This window comes from Kosakonia sp. MUSA4, from assembly GCF_013085925.1.
Lineage (GTDB): Bacteria > Pseudomonadota > Gammaproteobacteria > Enterobacterales > Enterobacteriaceae > Kosakonia > Kosakonia sacchari_B.
The window spans coordinates 1,251,499-1,268,013 of record NZ_CP025697.1; the positions used below are offsets into that span (position 1 = coordinate 1,251,499).

General features: G+C 55.2%; 18 protein-coding genes. 9 read left to right on the forward strand and 9 right to left on the reverse strand.

Features of this window, described 5'->3' with window-relative positions; genetic code table 11:
- Nucleotides 1-655: 655 nt before the first annotated feature.
- Nucleotides 656-1,216 (forward strand): helix-turn-helix transcriptional regulator, encoded by a 561-nt coding sequence (locus C0557_RS05935; protein ID WP_208657831.1) that lies wholly within the window; start codon nt 656-658, stop codon nt 1,214-1,216.
- On the opposite strand, the gene sgrR is transcribed toward C0557_RS05935, so the two are convergent.
- Nucleotides 1,213-2,949, reverse strand: coding sequence for an HTH-type transcriptional regulator SgrR (gene sgrR / locus C0557_RS05940; RefSeq protein WP_208657832.1), 1,737 nt, complete (start codon nt 2,947-2,949; stop codon nt 1,213-1,215). The two genes, C0557_RS05935 and sgrR, sit on opposite strands and share 4 nt — an antisense overlap.
- A 98-nt stretch (nt 2,950-3,047) precedes the next feature.
- Between sgrR and C0557_RS05945 the strand changes: the two genes are divergently transcribed.
- On the forward strand, nt 3,048-3,866 hold the full coding sequence (locus tag C0557_RS05945; protein ID WP_208657833.1) for a shikimate 5-dehydrogenase: 819 nt from the start codon (nt 3,048-3,050) through the stop codon (nt 3,864-3,866).
- Between the two features lie 72 nt (nt 3,867-3,938).
- Here C0557_RS05945 and C0557_RS05950 read toward each other — a convergent pair whose 3' ends face one another.
- A complete protein-coding gene (locus C0557_RS05950; RefSeq protein ID WP_007373690.1) occupies nt 3,939-4,832 on the reverse strand; it encodes a proline iminopeptidase-family hydrolase in 894 nt (297 codons plus the stop codon).
- A gap of 84 nt (nt 4,833-4,916) precedes the next feature.
- Nucleotides 4,917-5,669: a LuxR family transcriptional regulator gene (locus tag C0557_RS05955; RefSeq protein ID WP_035889779.1), complete on the reverse strand. Its 753-nt coding sequence runs from the start codon at nt 5,667-5,669 to the stop codon at nt 4,917-4,919.
- A 267-nt stretch (nt 5,670-5,936) separates the two neighbouring features.
- Between C0557_RS05955 and C0557_RS05960 the strand changes: the two genes are divergently transcribed.
- From C0557_RS05960 to C0557_RS05980, 5 genes are read left to right on the forward strand one after another with little or no spacing between them, the layout of a single operon-like run.
- Nucleotides 5,937-6,875, forward strand: a complete 939-nt coding sequence (locus C0557_RS05960) for an ABC transporter permease (protein ID WP_074776767.1) — start codon at nt 5,937-5,939, stop codon at nt 6,873-6,875.
- The gene (locus C0557_RS05965; RefSeq protein WP_208657834.1) at nt 6,872-7,717 is read left to right on the forward strand and encodes an ABC transporter permease; all 846 of its coding nucleotides are present in this window, start codon (nt 6,872-6,874) and stop codon (nt 7,715-7,717) included. Before C0557_RS05960 ends, C0557_RS05965 begins: the two co-directional genes overlap by 4 nt.
- Nucleotides 7,714-8,697 carry an ABC transporter ATP-binding protein gene (locus C0557_RS05970; protein ID WP_208657835.1) on the forward strand — a complete coding sequence of 328 codons (984 nt, stop codon included), beginning with the start codon at nt 7,714-7,716 and terminating at the stop codon, nt 8,695-8,697. The genes C0557_RS05965 and C0557_RS05970 overlap by 4 nt, the downstream gene beginning before the upstream one ends.
- The gene (locus tag C0557_RS05975) at nt 8,694-9,731 is read left to right on the forward strand and encodes an ABC transporter ATP-binding protein (RefSeq protein ID WP_208657836.1); all 1,038 of its coding nucleotides are present in this window, start codon (nt 8,694-8,696) and stop codon (nt 9,729-9,731) included. The genes C0557_RS05970 and C0557_RS05975 overlap by 4 nt, the downstream gene beginning before the upstream one ends.
- Nucleotides 9,712-11,226 (forward strand): ABC transporter substrate-binding protein, encoded by a 1,515-nt coding sequence (locus tag C0557_RS05980; RefSeq protein ID WP_074776770.1) that lies wholly within the window; start codon nt 9,712-9,714, stop codon nt 11,224-11,226. The genes C0557_RS05975 and C0557_RS05980 overlap by 20 nt, the downstream gene beginning before the upstream one ends.
- A gap of 69 nt (nt 11,227-11,295) precedes the next feature.
- Here the strand turns inward: C0557_RS05980 and C0557_RS05985 are convergent, their stop codons facing one another.
- Nucleotides 11,296-12,162, reverse strand: coding sequence for a LysR family transcriptional regulator (locus C0557_RS05985; RefSeq protein WP_208657837.1), 867 nt, complete (start codon nt 12,160-12,162; stop codon nt 11,296-11,298).
- 128 nt (nt 12,163-12,290) lie between these two features.
- Here C0557_RS05985 and C0557_RS05990 point away from each other — a divergent pair, with 128 nt between their 5' ends.
- Nucleotides 12,291-12,581 (forward strand): YciI family protein, encoded by a 291-nt coding sequence (locus tag C0557_RS05990; protein ID WP_208657838.1) that lies wholly within the window; start codon nt 12,291-12,293, stop codon nt 12,579-12,581.
- Between the two features lie 58 nt (nt 12,582-12,639).
- Here the strand turns inward: C0557_RS05990 and C0557_RS05995 are convergent, their stop codons facing one another.
- The 5 genes from C0557_RS05995 to C0557_RS06015 form a co-directional block, all read right to left on the reverse strand.
- Complete coding sequence (locus tag C0557_RS05995) at nt 12,640-13,572, reverse strand: nucleoside recognition domain-containing protein (RefSeq protein ID WP_208657839.1); 933 nt, start codon at nt 13,570-13,572, stop codon at nt 12,640-12,642.
- Nucleotides 13,573-13,723: 151 nt separating this feature from the next.
- Nucleotides 13,724-13,822: a YoaK family small membrane protein gene (locus C0557_RS06000; protein WP_035889721.1), complete on the reverse strand. Its 99-nt coding sequence runs from the start codon at nt 13,820-13,822 to the stop codon at nt 13,724-13,726.
- A 103-nt stretch (nt 13,823-13,925) separates the two neighbouring features.
- Nucleotides 13,926-14,159: a KTSC domain-containing protein gene (locus C0557_RS06005; protein WP_074776774.1), complete on the reverse strand. Its 234-nt coding sequence runs from the start codon at nt 14,157-14,159 to the stop codon at nt 13,926-13,928.
- 125 nt (nt 14,160-14,284) lie between these two features.
- Complete coding sequence (locus tag C0557_RS06010) at nt 14,285-14,512, reverse strand: Hha/YmoA family nucleoid-associated regulatory protein (protein WP_208657840.1); 228 nt, start codon at nt 14,510-14,512, stop codon at nt 14,285-14,287.
- A 402-nt stretch (nt 14,513-14,914) separates the two neighbouring features.
- Nucleotides 14,915-15,481, reverse strand: coding sequence for a LuxR C-terminal-related transcriptional regulator (locus tag C0557_RS06015; RefSeq protein WP_208657841.1), 567 nt, complete (start codon nt 15,479-15,481; stop codon nt 14,915-14,917).
- Nucleotides 15,482-15,785: 304 nt separating this feature from the next.
- Here C0557_RS06015 and yjbE point away from each other — a divergent pair, with 304 nt between their 5' ends.
- A complete protein-coding gene (gene yjbE / locus C0557_RS06020) occupies nt 15,786-16,034 on the forward strand; it encodes an exopolysaccharide production protein YjbE (protein ID WP_074776777.1) in 249 nt (82 codons plus the stop codon).
- Nucleotides 16,035-16,515: the final 481 nt, after the last annotated feature.

Here is a 16,515-nt window from a genome sequence, read left to right on the forward strand (position 1 = left end):
TGTGCCGGTAATGTGGTGTGTGGTGCCGGGTGCCTCCCGGTGAACTGGAAGCCGATCTCTCCAGTTCGCCCATAAAAATGAAACATAATTGAGGATAACCTCATATCAGCATGACCCCGCCGCTGAGGGGGATTCACCACACAGAATACGTTATCAACCAAATTGTCAGGATTAATCGGATGCATTAATCTTGCTGTTTTCATATCTCTGTTAATCAACTGGAACGCACTTTTACACAATTTAAAATGATGTTTTGAGACTGAGATCGAACATTTAAATACAGACGAAAAATTATTTAAATGGTGAGATTAAAGATAATCTTATTCGAAATAAATCATTTATAAACAACAAGATAAGTTTTCTAAGTGAGGTAATAGTTAAAGGAAAGTATTGTTGGTTGACCGTCATAAATAAATAATTGGATAAATTTATTCCTGGAATAAATTGCGAACATTTGACGAAAAATGCAATACACTGAGCGCAGCAGGGAGAGAACGAAATGCAGAACCCGACGGGATGTCATTAACAACCTAAACGAAAGCTAAACAAGGCAGTCAGCCAGGCTTGATCTGCCTTAAAACATCCCTAACACTCAGGAAAAAACATGCCTCCGTTAACGGAGCGGAAAATATAAAAATTATCCTCTGGAGCCGCTATGACAATCTATGGAAAGGATCGCCTTTTCATCTACGGTATTGAGAAAATACTCAGGCAACTGAGCAGAGAAAAAGGCAGCCGTTTTCGCAGCGATGGCGCCGCAATATATGTGACCGCGGGAATGGATATCGTGGAAATGTATTCACTGTTTTTCTCCAGCCCGCCGCCGCATTACTCTATTTTCATCTCCTCTGAACGCCATTTCGATTCACTGACGCGACTTTTCCCTGGACTGGTGAAACTCTGCCTCGCAGAAAATGTTCATGTGCATGAGCTGCGCCAGGCGCTGGACGTGATGATCCTGCTTTGTCAGCAAAACCAGCAGCCTGGTTATATTCACGGCGCCTTTAAGTTCACCAGCGCCGAGCAGCAAATTATGCGCTTGCTGCTGCGCGGACATTCAGTGGAGGATATCGCGCGGATACGCGGCGTCAGCCCGACCACCGTCAGCGTGCAGCGCAACAGCCTGATGAAACGTACCGGCACCAAAAGCTTGCAGGCGCTGTGTTCGCTCTATTCAGCGATGCGCACCGGGAGCGAACCCGCGATGTGCCGCTAAGGTTTTGGTCGCGTGTCCGGCACAAGCCAGCTGCTGCTGAAATCAAACCAGCCGAGATTATTCAGGGCGATTCCCTGCGCGCTGTCCGGCCCTTTTAGCCGCATCCAGTGGTGAAACAGCGGTTGCAGCCAGCCAGTGCCGATAAACGTATCGAGCAGTTGCTCCGCGTCTACCCGCTGAGCGCGCCAGTCGGTTTGCCACTGTGCCAGCCGTTGACTATTCGCGTCGTGCACCGCTTTTCGCAGCAGCGGAGAACTCAGCAGCCACGCGCCGACATGCCAGGCTTCCGGTAACGCAAAATTGACCGTTCCCAGCCACAGATCCGCCTCACTTTCGCCTGCGGCCCACGCGGTGTAATCCAGTTCAATGCCCTCAAGACGCACGCCGTGCTCTGCCAGCAATGTTTGCATGATTGCCAGCAGCATCGGCAACTCCGGGTGCTGGCGATACCAGGCGAGCCGCAGAACCTGCGTTTCGCCGTTGCGGGTGAATGGCGCTGAGATCGCGCCCGCATCCCACGAATGCGACCAGCCTGCCAGCATGCTCTGCGCCGGGGTCCACAGCGGGCGAATGGCGGCATTCAACCGTTGTGCAATCGCCTGCGGATTAAGGATCTGCCGCAACCAGCGTCGCGGTTCCGCGTGATGCCAGTGCGGCGAGCGGCTGTCGCACAACAGGAAATAACCGCCGCGCTCAAGCACGATCCCGCGCAGCGGATCGACAAATGCGCCGCTGGCATCACGCACTTTTCCGGCGGTGTAATCCGCGTCGCTGAGGCCAGAGCTGAGCAGGGTTGTCGCGCGCTCATCGGTAGAGCGGGTCAACGCCGGCAGGGTGACAATTTCAATCTCATCCAGTAACCCGCGCAGGCCGAAATAGCGGTCAAAAGCCAGCATTTGCAGATGCCAGTCATTATTCTCCACCACGCGATAGGGACCCGTGCCGACAGGGCAGGCGGGAAGTTGCACATCCTGAGGCTGGATCAAAGCATCAATATGGCTGAGCAGAAGCGGTAGCTGGTTATCCTGCTGGCTGAGGGTGATTTCAATACTTCTTGGGCTGATGGCGCGCACTTTGCGCAGATGGGAGAAGAGCGGCAGACGGGCGCTGCGTGTCAGCGATGCCGCCACGTCTTCGCTGGTCAGTTCGCGGCCATCGTGCCACAGCACCGCCGGACGCAGGTAGAAGCGCCAGTGCAGCGCATCCTGTTGCTGCCAGCTATGGGCCAGATCGGTTTGCACTTCGCCGGTGCGATCGTTTATGCGCGTCAGCCCGCTGAAAATTTGCTGCACCAGATGTTGTTCAGAGCGTCGCAACGGCTGGCCAGGACGGAGCGTGGGCATGCTGCGGTAATAGGGGATGCGCAGGCGCTGATAATCGGCCCGCACGCTGTGCCCGAGCCGGGAACGCAGCAGTTGCGCGACCAGTTGTTGGTCCGCGCCCAGCAAGCGGATGGCGTCGTTGAAGTGACCGGCATCCAGCAGTTGTTCCGCTTTTTCGCGCAGCAATTCCCCTTCAGAACGTAACAGATGCAGCCCGGCGCGGTGCCCGCGTCCGGGGCGAGCCTGCCAGCTTATCCATCCGGCTTCCTGCATCTGGAGCAGCAGGCTGCGCATATAGCGCCGCGTGCAAAACAGCGCATTGGCCAGCTCTTGCAGCGTCACGCTTACCGGCTGGTTGCCATAAATAGCCAGCAGCTTGCGGTATTTCTGTTCGATCTGTCGCTGGGACATAAAAGGGGAACTTTTTTAGCAAGAAATGAGCAATTTTTAATATCACCTTTTTGCCGAATAATCCAACCCTGGTCACGATGGATAACGGGAACACAAACATGGCAAGACAACTGAATAAAGACACGCAGGTCTGTATGTCGCTCGCCGCAAGGCCCAGCAACTTTGGCACCCGCTTTCATAACTATCTGTATGACGCGCTGGATTTGAACTATCTCTACAAGGCCTTTACCACCACCGATTTGCCGGGGGCGATCCGTGGGGTACGCGCGCTGGGGATCCGGGGATGCGCCATTTCGATGCCGTTTAAAGAGGCGGTGATCCCGCTGGTGGATGAACTGGATGCGTCCGCCCGCGCTATCCATTCCGTGAATACCATCGTCAACACCGACGGTTATCTGAAAGCCTATAACACCGACTATATTGCGATAGCCAGCCTGCTGGCGCAGTACCGGGTGTCGCCCGACAGCGTCTTTGCTCTGCGCGGCAGCGGTGGGATGGCAAAAGCGGTGGCCTGTGCATTAAAAGATGCCGGTTTTCGTCACGGTTATATTGCGGCGAAAAATGAAACTACCGGTCAGGCGCTGGCTGAACTTTATGGTTTCCAGTGGCGGCAGGATATCGCCGGAATCGCGGCAGATCTGCTGATCAATGCCACGCCAATCGGCATGGCGGGCGGCCCGGAGGCGGACAACCTCGCCTGGCGCGAGCAGGAAGTGGACGCCGCCAGCACGGTGTTTGACGTGGTGGCGCTTCCCCCGGTCACACCGCTGGTGCGTTATGCCCGCCAGCAGGGGAAAACGGTGATCGCTGGCGCGGAAGTGTTTGCGATCCAGGCCGTGGAGCAGTTCGCACTCTACACCGGGATCCGCCCGGACGATGAACTGTTCCAGCGGGCGGCGGCGTTTTCACGCCAGTGACGGGGCAATAAAAAAAGCGCCTGGCCGGCGCTTAAAAACAACAAACACAATCCACCTGGTGTGGGCTGAGAATCAACAGGTTTTCGCCAAAAAATCACTGACGGTCTGCATGCACAACGACCGCTCTTCGACATGGGGCATATGGCTGGAGGATTCGAAAATCACCCATTGTGCCCCGGTAATATGATCCATAAACGGCTGCACCACTTCTGGCGTGGCTTCGTCATAGCGCCCGGAAATCAGTAATGTCGGCACGCGCACCTGCGGCAGACGGTCAATAATCGTCCACTCTTTCATGCTGCCGATAACGTGGAATTCTGTTGGGCCGTTCATCGCGTGATACACCGTCGGATCGGCGTCCATGGCGTCAAAGGTGCGCTGTACTTCCGGCGGCCATGGTGAGAGACGGCAGACGTGACGTTGGTAAAACACCTGGCTGGCCGCTTTGTATTCCGCGCTGTCCAGCGTGCCCGCCGCTTCGTGCGCCAGCAGCGTCTGCTGCACGTCCGGCGGAAGCTGCGCGCGCAGTTTCGCCGCGCCTTCCAGCCACAGCGCCATTGATGCCGGTGAGTTGGCGATAATCATCGCTTTCAACCCTTGCGGCTGAGTGACCGCATGTTCTGCCGCCAGCATTCCGCCCCAGGATTGCCCCAGCAGCGCGTAGTTGTCGGCAATCTCCAGCGCCTGCAGCAGATGATTCAGTTCGTCGAGAAATAGCGAGGGCTGCCAGAAATCGGGGCTTTTCTCCGGCAGATGGGTGGAACGTCCGTTACCCAATTGATCGTAGTGGATCACGGCGCGCCCGGTTTCGGCGATATCTTTGAACGCATCGACATAATCGTGAGTGCAGCCGGGGCCACCGTGCGCGACCACCAACGGCGTCTGACCGTTGTGCAGATCGCCGCAGATGCGAAACCAGGTCTGATATCCCCGGAAGGGGACATAGCCTTCTCGAATGGTGTACATGAGTGACGTTTACCCTGTTAAGTGAACTGGCTTTCAGGTTAGAACGTCACTGCTCGCGCTGAACACTAGCAAAAATGCTAGTTCTTAACTGTCCAGCAAACGGTAATGCAACGCACGGACAACAGCCTGCACGCGGTTGGTTGCGCCGAGCTTTTTCGCCGCCGTGTTCAGATGCAGCGTAACAGTCGCAACTGAGCGGTGCAGCTTGCGGGCAATCTCTTTCGCCGTCAGCCCTTCGGCGGACCACGCCAGACATTCGCGCTCGCGGTTGCTCAGTTTGACATGGCGGCAGGTAAGCATTGAGGCGTCAAACAGCGGAAACGCCGACTCCTGAAAGCGGTGCGCCAGAAAGGTTAGCTGCGCCAGCGTTTCGCTGATATCCCGCTCTTCCCGCTGGTCGGTCACAATGCCGGTTAGCGTGACAAAACCGCCATTGGGCAGATGCAGCGGCACGGTAGCACCGCAGGGCATATTGTTATCGCGCATGTAGTGCGTCACTTCTTGCGCGTTCTCATCCAGTCGCCCCTGCAATGCGCTGCGATCCGGGCGTTGATAAGACCAGACGAACGGCGCGCAACTCTCCAGCGCAAAATGCTGAACCGGATCGACCTGATAGTAGCCGCGCTCGCACCACAGCCTGCGCATATCATCCGGCACATTGCGCATCTCCAGCAGCGATGGCGTAATCAGCGCGCCTTCCAGCGAACGCGGCACCGGCGTGTAGTCGTAAATCACCGCATCAAACCCCAACGCCTGCGTCCGGGCAAACAGCCCGGCAAAAGCCTCTTCAAGCCTGGTGGCGTTGGTTGCACCAGGGCTTTCGATATCAATACGCATAATGAACTCCCCCAAGGTAAACGGTGCCATGCCACGGGCACGGTTTGTGCAATTTCCCCGTGGCTTCGCCAAAGCATGCAATTCCGGTGCCGTCCTGCGGGAAAGGTAAAACTAGTATTTTTGCTAACTACCCAGCCCTGAATGATGTCGTTAGCGTAAAGAAAACGCCCGCTAAGGTTGGTCGGGTGCAAATTTATGACGCAGGGCTGCACTACGGCGGAGCGATTTTTTAACCTTCACCACCGTATGCACCATGGGAGTTCGCTGATGCATCGTTACCGTTTTCTATTATTTCGACCCTTGCAACTGCTGCCCGTGCTGCTTGGGATCAGCATCATCACCTTCGCAATGGTACGGGCGATTCCCGGCGATCCGGCGCGCATTCTGCTCGGCGTACGCAGTACGCCAGAGGCGCTGGCGCGTATCCGTGCGCAGTTTGGTCTTGATGAACCGTTATGGGTGCAGTACGGCTACTTCCTGCGCAATTTATTGCAGGGGGAACTGGGCAAATCGATTGTCTACCGCGTCGATACCCTGAAGCTGATTAACTCGCGGCTCGAACCGACATTGTGGCTGGTGCTGGGCAGCGTGCTGCTGGCGGTGATGCTCACGGTTCCGCTGGCTTCGCTGGCAGCGCGGCAGCGCGGGCGGGCGGCGGATCAACTGATCCGCCTGTTCACCACTGCCGGGTTAGGGTTTCCGGCGTTCTGGCTCGGCATCATGATGATCATCATTTTTAGCGTGGTGCTTGGTTGGTTCCCGGTTTCCGGTTACGGCAGCGATTTTGCCGACCAGTTGCACCATATGGTGCTGCCGTGTCTGACGGTAGCGCTGGCGCTGTCGGCGGTATTGACTCGCAACCTGCGCGCCAGCCTGCTGATGGAGATGAGCAGTGATTATGTGGTAGCGGCCAGGGCGCGGGGCCAGCGCGAAAACCGTATCTTCTGGCGTCACGTATTGCCCAACTCACTGGTGCCGACGCTAAACCTGCTGGCGGTGAATATTGGCTGGCTGATTGGTAGCACGGTCGTGATTGAGAGCGTGTTCGCCATTCCGGGGCTGGGCCAGTTGCTGGTGAAAGCGATTTTTAGCCGCGACTACATGGTGGTGCAGGGCGTGGTGATGGTGTTTGCGCTGGCGACCGTGGTCGTCAACCTGCTGGCCGATGTGCTGACCGTGGCGCTGGATCCGAGGGTGAAATTATGAGTGCTCTCAGCGTGATTTCCGGGTTACGCCGCCGGGCGATCCCACGCCAGCACGCGCTGCGCGCCGGGATAGTGATTGTCGGGCTGTGGCTGTTTATCGCCCTGTTTGTTCCGTGGCTGGCACCGTTTGATCCCATTACGCAGGATGCCACATCAAGCCTGCTTCCCCCCGGCGGCGCGCACCTGTTCGGCACCGATAACTTTGGTCGCGATATCTTCTCGCGCGTGCTGTGGGGGGCGCGGGTGGATCTGCAAATCTGCCTGCTGGGGGTTATCTTCCCGTTTTTGCTCGGCACCACGCTCGGCGCACTATCCGGTTATCTCGGCGGTGTGGTGGATGCGACCATTATGCGGCTGATCGACATCGTGCTGGCATTTCCTTTTCTGGTGCTGATGCTGGCGATCATCGCCATCCTCGGGCCGGGGCTGGGCAGCTTCTACATTGCGATGGCGATGGTCGGCTGGGTCTCTTACGCCCGGCTGGTGCGTGCGCAGGTGCTGACGCTAAAACAGCGGGATTTCATTGTCGCGGCGCGCAGCCTTGGCTATGGCCACGCGCGCATTCTGTTCCGCCATCTGTTGCCGAACGCCATCACCGGCGCGCTGGTGTTCTCCATGTCCGATTGCGTGCTGGTGCTGCTGAACGGCGCAGCGGTCAGCTACCTTGGGCTGGGCGTGCAGCCGCCTACGGCGGAGTGGGGCGTGATGGTGGCGGAGGGGCAGAGCTTTATCACCACCGCGTGGTGGATAACCACCTTTCCGGGGCTGGCGATTGTGCTGCTGGCGATGGGCTTCAGCCTGCTGGCCGATGGCCTCGGCGATAAACTGGGAGCGCGCGTATGACACTGCTGACAGTCTCAGAACTGACCATTACCCGCGAGCCGGATATCGCGCTGGTCGATAAAGTCTCATTTACGCTGAATGCTGGCGAGATGCTCGGCCTGGTCGGCGAGAGCGGCTCCGGGAAAACCGTGACCTGCCGCGCGTTGATGCGGCTGTTGCCGGGCCAGGGGCTGGCCATTACCGGCGGCGAAGTGCGGCTGGGCGGCCGCGACTTACTGTCGCTCAGCGAAGCGCAAATGTCGGCGGTGCGCGGGCGCGAAATGGGGATGATTTTCCAGAACCCGGCCAGCCACCTCAACCCGGTGATGACCATTGGCGAGCAAATTGCCGAAAGCCGCCGCCGTCATTTCGGCGCCAGCCGCGCACAGGCGCGGGAAGATGCCAAAGAACTGCTGCGCCAGGTTGGTATTCCCGATCCGCAAAACCGTGTTCATAACTATCCGCATGAATTTTCCGGCGGCATGCGCCAGCGCGCGATGATCGCCGTGGCGCTGGCACCTGAGCCGTCGCTGCTGATTGCCGACGAGCCAACCACCGCGCTGGATGTCACCGTGCAGATGCAGATCCTGCGTCTGCTCAGCGATTTGCGTCAGCAACTGGGGCTGGCGGTGATCATGATCACCCACGATCTCGGTGTGGTGGCGCAAACCTGCGATCGCATCGCCGTTATGTATGGCGGGCGGCTGTGCGAAGTGGGCGGTAAGCGCGATGTGCTGGCGCAGCCGCTGCATCCCTACACCCGTGGATTAATTGATTGCCAGCCGGCCAGCGAAGGCGGGCAGGGGCGACTGGTGACCATCAGCGGCCAGCCGCCGGTGGCGGATAACTTCCCGGCCGGTTGCCGCTTTCATCCCCGCTGCCAGTACGCCAGCGCAGCTTGTCAGCAACAGCCTGCGCTGCGGCAGGGGCGCGATACACTGGCGCATGCGGCGGCCTGCCATCACGCATTACAACCACTTAGCCTGCGGGAGGGCGCATGACGACATCAGCAAACTGGCCCCTGTTAGAGGCGGACAACGTCAGCGTGACCTTTCCGGTTTCCGGCGGCCTGATGGGTGCCAGGCGGATGGTGCACGCTGTGAATGACGTGACACTGAAAATTCACGCCGGGGAAACCCTCGGTCTGGTGGGCGAATCCGGCAGCGGCAAAAGCACGCTGGGGCGGGCGTTATTGCAGCTTGAGCGGGTAACGGCGGGCGAGGTTCGTTTCGATGGACACCGCATTACCCATGGGCTGAAGAGCGATGTGGCGCGGTTGCGCCTGCAAACGGCGATGATTTTTCAGGATCCTTTCGCCTCGCTTAATCCGCGCCAGACCATCGGCGACAGCATTGCGGAAGTGTTGCGCGTGCATCATAAAGTGCCGCGCAGCGGAGTGAATGCGCGGGTGGCTGAACTGCTGACGTTAGTCGGGTTGCGCCCGGAGCAAGCGAAGGTCCGGCCCGGCCAGCTCAGCGGCGGGCAGTGCCAGCGTGCCGGGATTGCGCGCGCGCTGGCGATCGAACCCCGGTTGATTGTGGCGGATGAGTGCGTGGCGGCGCTGGATGTCTCCATTCAGGGGCAGATCGTTAACCTGCTGATGGAGCTGCGCGAAAAGATGGGGCTGGCGATTTTGTTTATCGCGCACGATCTGGCGATTGTGCGCCGCCTGTGCGATCGCGTGGCGGTGATGTACCTCGGGCGCATTGTCGAAGAAGGCCCGTCCGAAGCGGTGTTCACGCAGCCTCGTCACCCTTATACCGCCGCGCTGGTGGCGGCAATCCCGGAAATCGATCCTGATAAACCGCTGCCCGCGGAGCCGCTCGGCGGCGAACCGCCCAGCCCGTTATCCATTCCACAGGGTTGCGCTTTCCATCCGCGCTGCCCCTATGCGCAGGTGCAGTGTCGCACCGGCGCGTTACCTCCAACCCGGCAGATTGCCGATCACGCATATTCCTGTGTGTTGACCCACACAGGCGATGAGACTGTTTTTCCTTTAACCAGGAGATCTTTTGATGAAGCACAGGCATGTTAAGTTGTTGGCGGCCAGCGTTTTTCTGGCGCTCAGTGTGGTCAGCGAAATGGCGCAGGCGGCAGGCGTATTAACCATTGGCCGTCGCGAAGACAGCACCACGTTCGACCCGATCAAATCGGCGCAAAACGCCGACAACTGGGTGTTTTCTAACGTCTTTGATCCGCTGGTGCGGGTGGATAAAACCGGCACAAAACTGGAGCCAGGCGTGGCGGAAAGCTGGAGCATTTCGCCGGACGGCAAGGTCTATACCTTTAAAATTCGCGACACCAAATTCTCCGACGGTACGCCGGTGAGCGCCAGCGATGCTGCGTTTAGCCTGCTGCGTATTCGTGACGATGCCGGTTCATTGTGGCGCGATTCGTACAGCATTATCGAGAAAGCCGAAGCGCCGGATGCGCGCACGCTGGTCGTCACGCTGAAATCGCCGTCTGCGCCGTTCCTGTCACAACTGGCATTGCCGAATGCGTCGGTGATCTCGGAAAAAGCGCTGAAGGACGAAGGGGCAGAGACGTTTGCCGAAAAACCGGTCGGCTCTGGCGCGTTTAGCGTGAAAGAGTGGGTGCGCGGCGAGAAAATCGTGCTGGTGAAGAACCCGAATTTCTGGCAGGCGAAGAACGTCAGCCTCGACGAAGTGGACTGGCTGACCATTCCCGATGACAACACCCGCATGCTGAAAGTGCAGGCCGGTGAGCTGGATGCCGCGCTGACGGTGCCGTTCTCGCGCATTGCCTCACTGCAAAAAGACAGCAATCTGAAGGTGGAGCTGGATCCGTCAACCCGTGAAGATCATCTGTTGATCAACCACTCGCACGGCGCGCTCGGTAAAGTGGAAGTGCGCCAGGCGCTGGACTTCGCCATCGACAAAGATGCGATTGTGAAGACCGTGACCTTTGGTTACGGCCAGGTGGCGAACTCCTATATTCCGGCTGGCGCGCTGTATCACTACAGCGATAACCTGCGTCGCGCCTATGATCCGGAAAAAGCCAAACAGATGCTGAAAGCCGCTGGCGCTTCCGATTTAACGCTGAATTATGTGGTTAACGCCGGGGATGAAGTGGATGAGCAGATCGCCATTCTGCTGCAACAGCAACTGGCGAAAGCGGGCGTGAAGGTCAACCTGCAAAAAGTCGATCCCAGCCAGAGCTGGGACATGCTGGTGGCGGGCGAATACGATATTTCGGTGATGTACTGGACCAACGATATTCTCGACCCGGATCAGAAAACCACCTTTGTGCTGGGCCATGATGCGAACATGAACTACATGACGCGTTATAAGAATGACAAGGTGAAAGCGCTGGTCGCTGCGGCTCGCGTTGAAATGGATCCGAAAAAACGCGAACAGATGTATATCGATCTGCAAAAAATGGCCAAAGCCGACGTGAACTGGATCGACCTCTACTACAGCCCGTATCGCAACGTGAGCCGGAAAAATATCGAAGGTTTCTATCAGAATCCGCTCGGTCGCTTCTTCCTCGAAGATACGGTGAAGAAATAACGTTTTGCCTGATGGCGTACGCAAGCCGGTCCTGGGGGAGTGAATCCACGCCAGGCCCGGTAAGCGGCGCTAATCGAAAGCCGCGAGGAGACGTTGCACCAGCGGCTTTGTTTCATTTTTTCTCCACACCAGGTGCAGCGCGATCTCCAGCGGTAGCCATGGCAAAGCCACTAATGCCACATTCTCCGACGCAATGCGCGCCAGGCTTTGCTGAATAAAAGTGAATCCCAGTCCTGCTTCGACACAAGAGAGCGCGGCCAGCGGGCCGGAAACTTCCAGGCTGATGCGCGGGGTGAAGCCTTTTTCCTGACAGGCCCGAAGTAACTGCGCGCGCGCTGCCGGGTTCAGGTTTTCCTGCTCGGCTATCCACGGATATTGCTCAAGCTGCGCGGGTGTGGGCGCGGACAGAGCCATCTCTTTCGGCATCGCCAGCAGCACCGGCTCGGTAAGGACGATTTTCTGGCAAAACTGCGCGTCGCTTGACGGCGGCAGCGTGTATAAGAACGCCACATCAATTAGCCGCGCCTGTAGCTGCTCAAGCTGCTGTTTTGAACGCATCGAATGCAGCTTGATATCGATCTCTGGCGGTAGCGCTAATTTTGCCAGCGCATCGGGCAGCAGGCGTGAGTGAATGGCCGCTTCGACATAGCCGATATCGATACGTCCGGCGTTGGCCTGACCCAGATGTCTGGCGTGATCTTTCAGCCGATCGTAGTGCTGGAGAAAAGGCCCCACTTCGTCGAGAAATTTTTCCCCTTCGGTGGTCAGATGGAGGCGTTTTTTCTCGCGATGAAACAGCGTGACGCCTAATTCATCTTCCAGCATCTGAATTTGTCGGCTCAGCGGGGATGAAGAGATATTCAGCCTTTCAGCCGCCTGGCCGATATGCTCAAGCCGGGCAACAACGGTAAACGATCGCAGCAGTTTGATGTCCACAGCAAATCCGGTCTCAACTGGGTTAAAAATGGCAATAGCCTGAACGGCTATTTAACCGCAATATAACCCTTATGAATACTGCACCGTAACGTGTTGATAATTAACTATTCATAGAGAGGAGTCTGCGCATGTTTATCGTAACGCTGAAATATAAAAAACCGTTAAGCGAGGTCGATCGCTTTGTTGAGGCGCACCGCACGTATCTCGACGCGTGCTTTAAAGAGGACTATTTTCTGGCGGCCGGGCCAACGAACCCGCGCAGCGGCGGCGTGATTTTAACCCGCGCGCTGGCCCGCCCGGCGCTGGATGCGCTGCTGCAAGAAGATCCCTTTTACCGTGAAGGTGTGGCCGATTTCGAGGTTGTGGAATTCGAGCCGATGAAATGCAGCGCCGCAATGGCCGCCGCGCTGGGAAAATAGCGCTACCGTGGCAACAAACTCAGCAGGGCACAAATCGTGCCCTTGTGCTTTTCCTGCGTTAAAACACCATCACATGTAACAGCGTGCGGACCAGAATGCCGACAATCGCGCCGGGCAGTACAAAGCGGAACAGGCGGACAAAGCGGCTGGCGATACCGAGGAAAATGCCAATCCCCGGTAAATCGAGGGTTTGCACCAGGAAGCCCGCCGAGGCGTTGATCTGCTGCGCCGTCAGTTGACCGTGCTGCGCCATCTCCGAGGCCACGCCAAAATAGGCCGTTCCGCCCGCAAGGCATTTGGTCAGCGTCAGCAGCACATATACCGTGGAAATATGGAAGAACGCCAGCATTGGCGTTAACAGCGACGTCAGCGCTTCTACCACGCCTGCCGCTTTCAGTAAGCCCACCACCGTCAGCGATAACAGCAGCATTGGCAGCGACCCCAGCGACAGGCGAATCGCATCTGCGCCCGCGCCGTTAATCACCGAAATCAAACTCGCGCGCGGCTTATCTTTATTCAGTTCACCCTCTTCATCGCGCAGGTTGGCGGCAGAGAGCCTGCGTCCCGTCACATACCAGGTCAGCGTTGAGGCGGCAAGACCGCCAATCAGCGAAATCACAATCGCTATGCCCCAGTGCAGGCCAAACGGAGTCAGAGGGTAAAACACATTCGCCTGGCCCATGGCGAACAACATGGCGAGCGTGGCGGCAAGATGGCGGTCAGAGGTTCCGCGGCGCTCCATAATCGCCAGCGCGGCGAGCGGGGCGGCAAAGCTGACGAAATTAAGCTGAATCAGGGCGAAAATCCCCATTCCGCTGATACCAAAAGGCTTTAATACCGGGGAGGTGAGACGAACAATGCCATCCAGAACCCCTTTTTCCTCCAGATACTTCATTATGATAAGCATCACCACCATGATCGGCAGCAAGGTATACAGCGCAACATCCACGGAAACCTTGCCCGCCGACATGATGATTTCAATGATATTCATGAACCACTCCGGTAAACGTACTTGTCCGGTATTTTACACCCGCTAACGGAACGGCAGGCTCATTCATTCCATTGGTTTTACTTATTTTCTGTAAGCGGATACGGCATTGGCGAAAGCGCCGTCGGCATACATCGGAGGGCGGGGAAAGACGTCAGGAACCCGGATTGGCGTAGCCGCCAAGGATAAACCAGGCCAGGAAAGCGACCGCTACAATAAAAACCAGCACCGGAAAAGCAATACCAATTCTCATAGACCCTCTTACGTTGTCAAAAGCCTTAGTCAACAGGAAGCCGCGTCGTCTGCGCGGGGAGACAACGTTAACACAAAAACACTAAAAATGACCGTGTTACAGACTAAAAGCGGCTGCGATGCGCCTGTTCAACGGTGATTTTTAAGTAGCTGTTGGCAATATTTTCGCGGAAGTACGTTTCCTGCTGCTGGCTCATCAAAAAACCCTGCCAGATCTTCGGTGGTACGCCGAGATACTGCTCAACGCGGCCATTACTGTGCTCAAGCTCCAGTACGCTGGAGTTCGGGTCATAACCTGCCGCCTTTAGCGCCCTGCAAGAAAGGGGATGTCTTTTCATTTTTTGTCCTGCTCAACCTCAATGTCACAAAAGGCTTTTAAGCTATCGGCAGGCGACTAAGAATGTTTACCACTGATACAAGACTCTTTTTGTATAACCAAGGCGAATGAATAACGCTCAGCGACCTACACATTGCGCCATGCGCTGGCCGGGACTTTCAGCCAGCGGCAGCGGTGAACAAGTTCGGCACGGCGATGATCGCTGGCACTGATCAGCGCTTCCAGTTCAATTCCGGTCAGTTTTTGGCGCCGAAATTCATAAATTTCTTCGACCGCATTGAGCGAAGAATAGCGGCGTAAAATACGCAGATAATAGTGGCGCAGGGCTGTCATACTACAAAGGTTAGTAGGCATAGTAATTTTCTCTTGTTTTTAAATGAATAAGTGTTTTCAAAATAACGTTCAACGTTTGTAGTGAGGCCAGTCTTATTTTCTGTATCAACTATTGACGTTTAACGCTGTTCATCAGTAAATAAAGCATCCTCTCTCTGGAGTACACAAAATGATCATCATCGAACTGACTGTGATTGGTGTGCTACTGGTTATAATCGCTTTTTCATTCTATAAGCATTTAAAAGTGGTCCGTGCCAGGAACGTCGGCAACACCAAGAAATATTACCGACGATAGTCTTACTACTATTATGTTTTTACCCTGTCTGTTTCGAACGTAAACAGGTACAGAGGATATATCGCAATACTGATTTATTATGGTTTACGTTATGAACATCAGGTTTTTATTTAAACTTCTGATAATGATCAGCCGTAGGCCACCAATCTACGATTTGGCGTTTTTTGCTGGGGGAAGGGCATTATTTCATCCTCATTTTCTGCCAGTCCACTATCTTTGAATGGAAAAATACTGAAAGCGTAGAAAATATCAATTCTGGAGTTGGCTGAGATTTTCTTCTTAATGTTGTCTTTATGAGATGAAACCGTTTTCTTGTTAATACTCAATAGGTTAGATATCTCATCGTCGCTCTTCTCGAATATCATGCCCTTCAGTATTGCGATTTCTCGACGACCCAGTCGAATGGTTTTTACATGGCTACTGACGCGTCCATTTATAAATTCAGTTAAAATGTCAGCTAAAACATCCACTTGTATTTTATCGGGGATCACAATGATAGGTGTATGTACCAGAGTAAACGGTGAAAAATGACCTTTAGTCACAACCAGCATCCCTCGGTTGGAAAAAGGCGCACTAAAATTAATGGCAATATGTATTTCACTGCAATTTCTAATTTCTTTCACTAATTGAATTATACCTTTTTTAGTATAAGAGCAATTAATTTTGAACAATACGATATCTATATTTCTTCCCATGTTAACATCCTCCCGGATCGTATGAAACTGTGTGTAAAAACATTGGCGAGTAAAAAAATGGTTTCTGCTTTCGATCCTTCTTCTCTTTCTAGTTTGATCTGTATCATACTGCCAAAAAGTTGTTAACTGAGGATATTCTTATTTTTGTTTTATGCAAGATGTTGCCGCTTCGTTTAGATAATTAAATAGAACTGAGGAATCTCCCAATTGTTTCCATATTGTCGAGGAATGTCTTAATTTGCGATCTTATTTTGTGATGGCGATTTAAAGTGCGAAAGCTCCCAATAAAATATGAGGGTTGGACATGACGCATTTACATCGCATTATTTTGGTCGTTAGTTTTATTATTTCTGGATTGGCACACGCAGCTCCTGTAGCCGAAGGCTCTGCCGCGGGAAGTAATGCTTCCGACAGCGCCATTGGAAATTCGGCGTGGGTGGGTGTCGCGGGTGTTGCCGCCGTCACCGGGCTGGCATTGCTGGCATTGGGCGGCGGGGACAACGGTAGTAACACGTCAACCACTACCACCACCACTACTACCACTACGCCGTAGAAGTGAGGTGAATTAAGATCGTAACGTTATTGACTGAGAAAAAAGGGAGCCAGGATGACTCCCTGCTTCGGCGTTAGCCGCCAGGGCCACCGGCCAGATCCGGGCATAACGGATAACATCGACCAGTGTTCGATTTTTACCCGTCTGTCTGGCACCCATGAAAGACCGTCAGTACGCGATTGCAGTATTGCCTGCAACATCATCATTGACCGCAACGCACCTTAAGCGAATCCCTCCAGAGATGTGAATCGTTAATAAGTAATAAGGAACCCGCATTTCACCAACAAATACTCTAACTGCGTATCACTGTGGGTAACGGCGGTGCACCCGGATTCTTCTTTATTATTGGGCGGTTCCTTTTATTGCCAGCGCTTATCCTGCGATTACACCGGCAATAAACCCCGGCAGTCGGCCTGATAAGACGCTGCCGCCCATCGTAATTTCATATTTTCCGTAAGGTTATAGCCTTCGTATAGTGAAA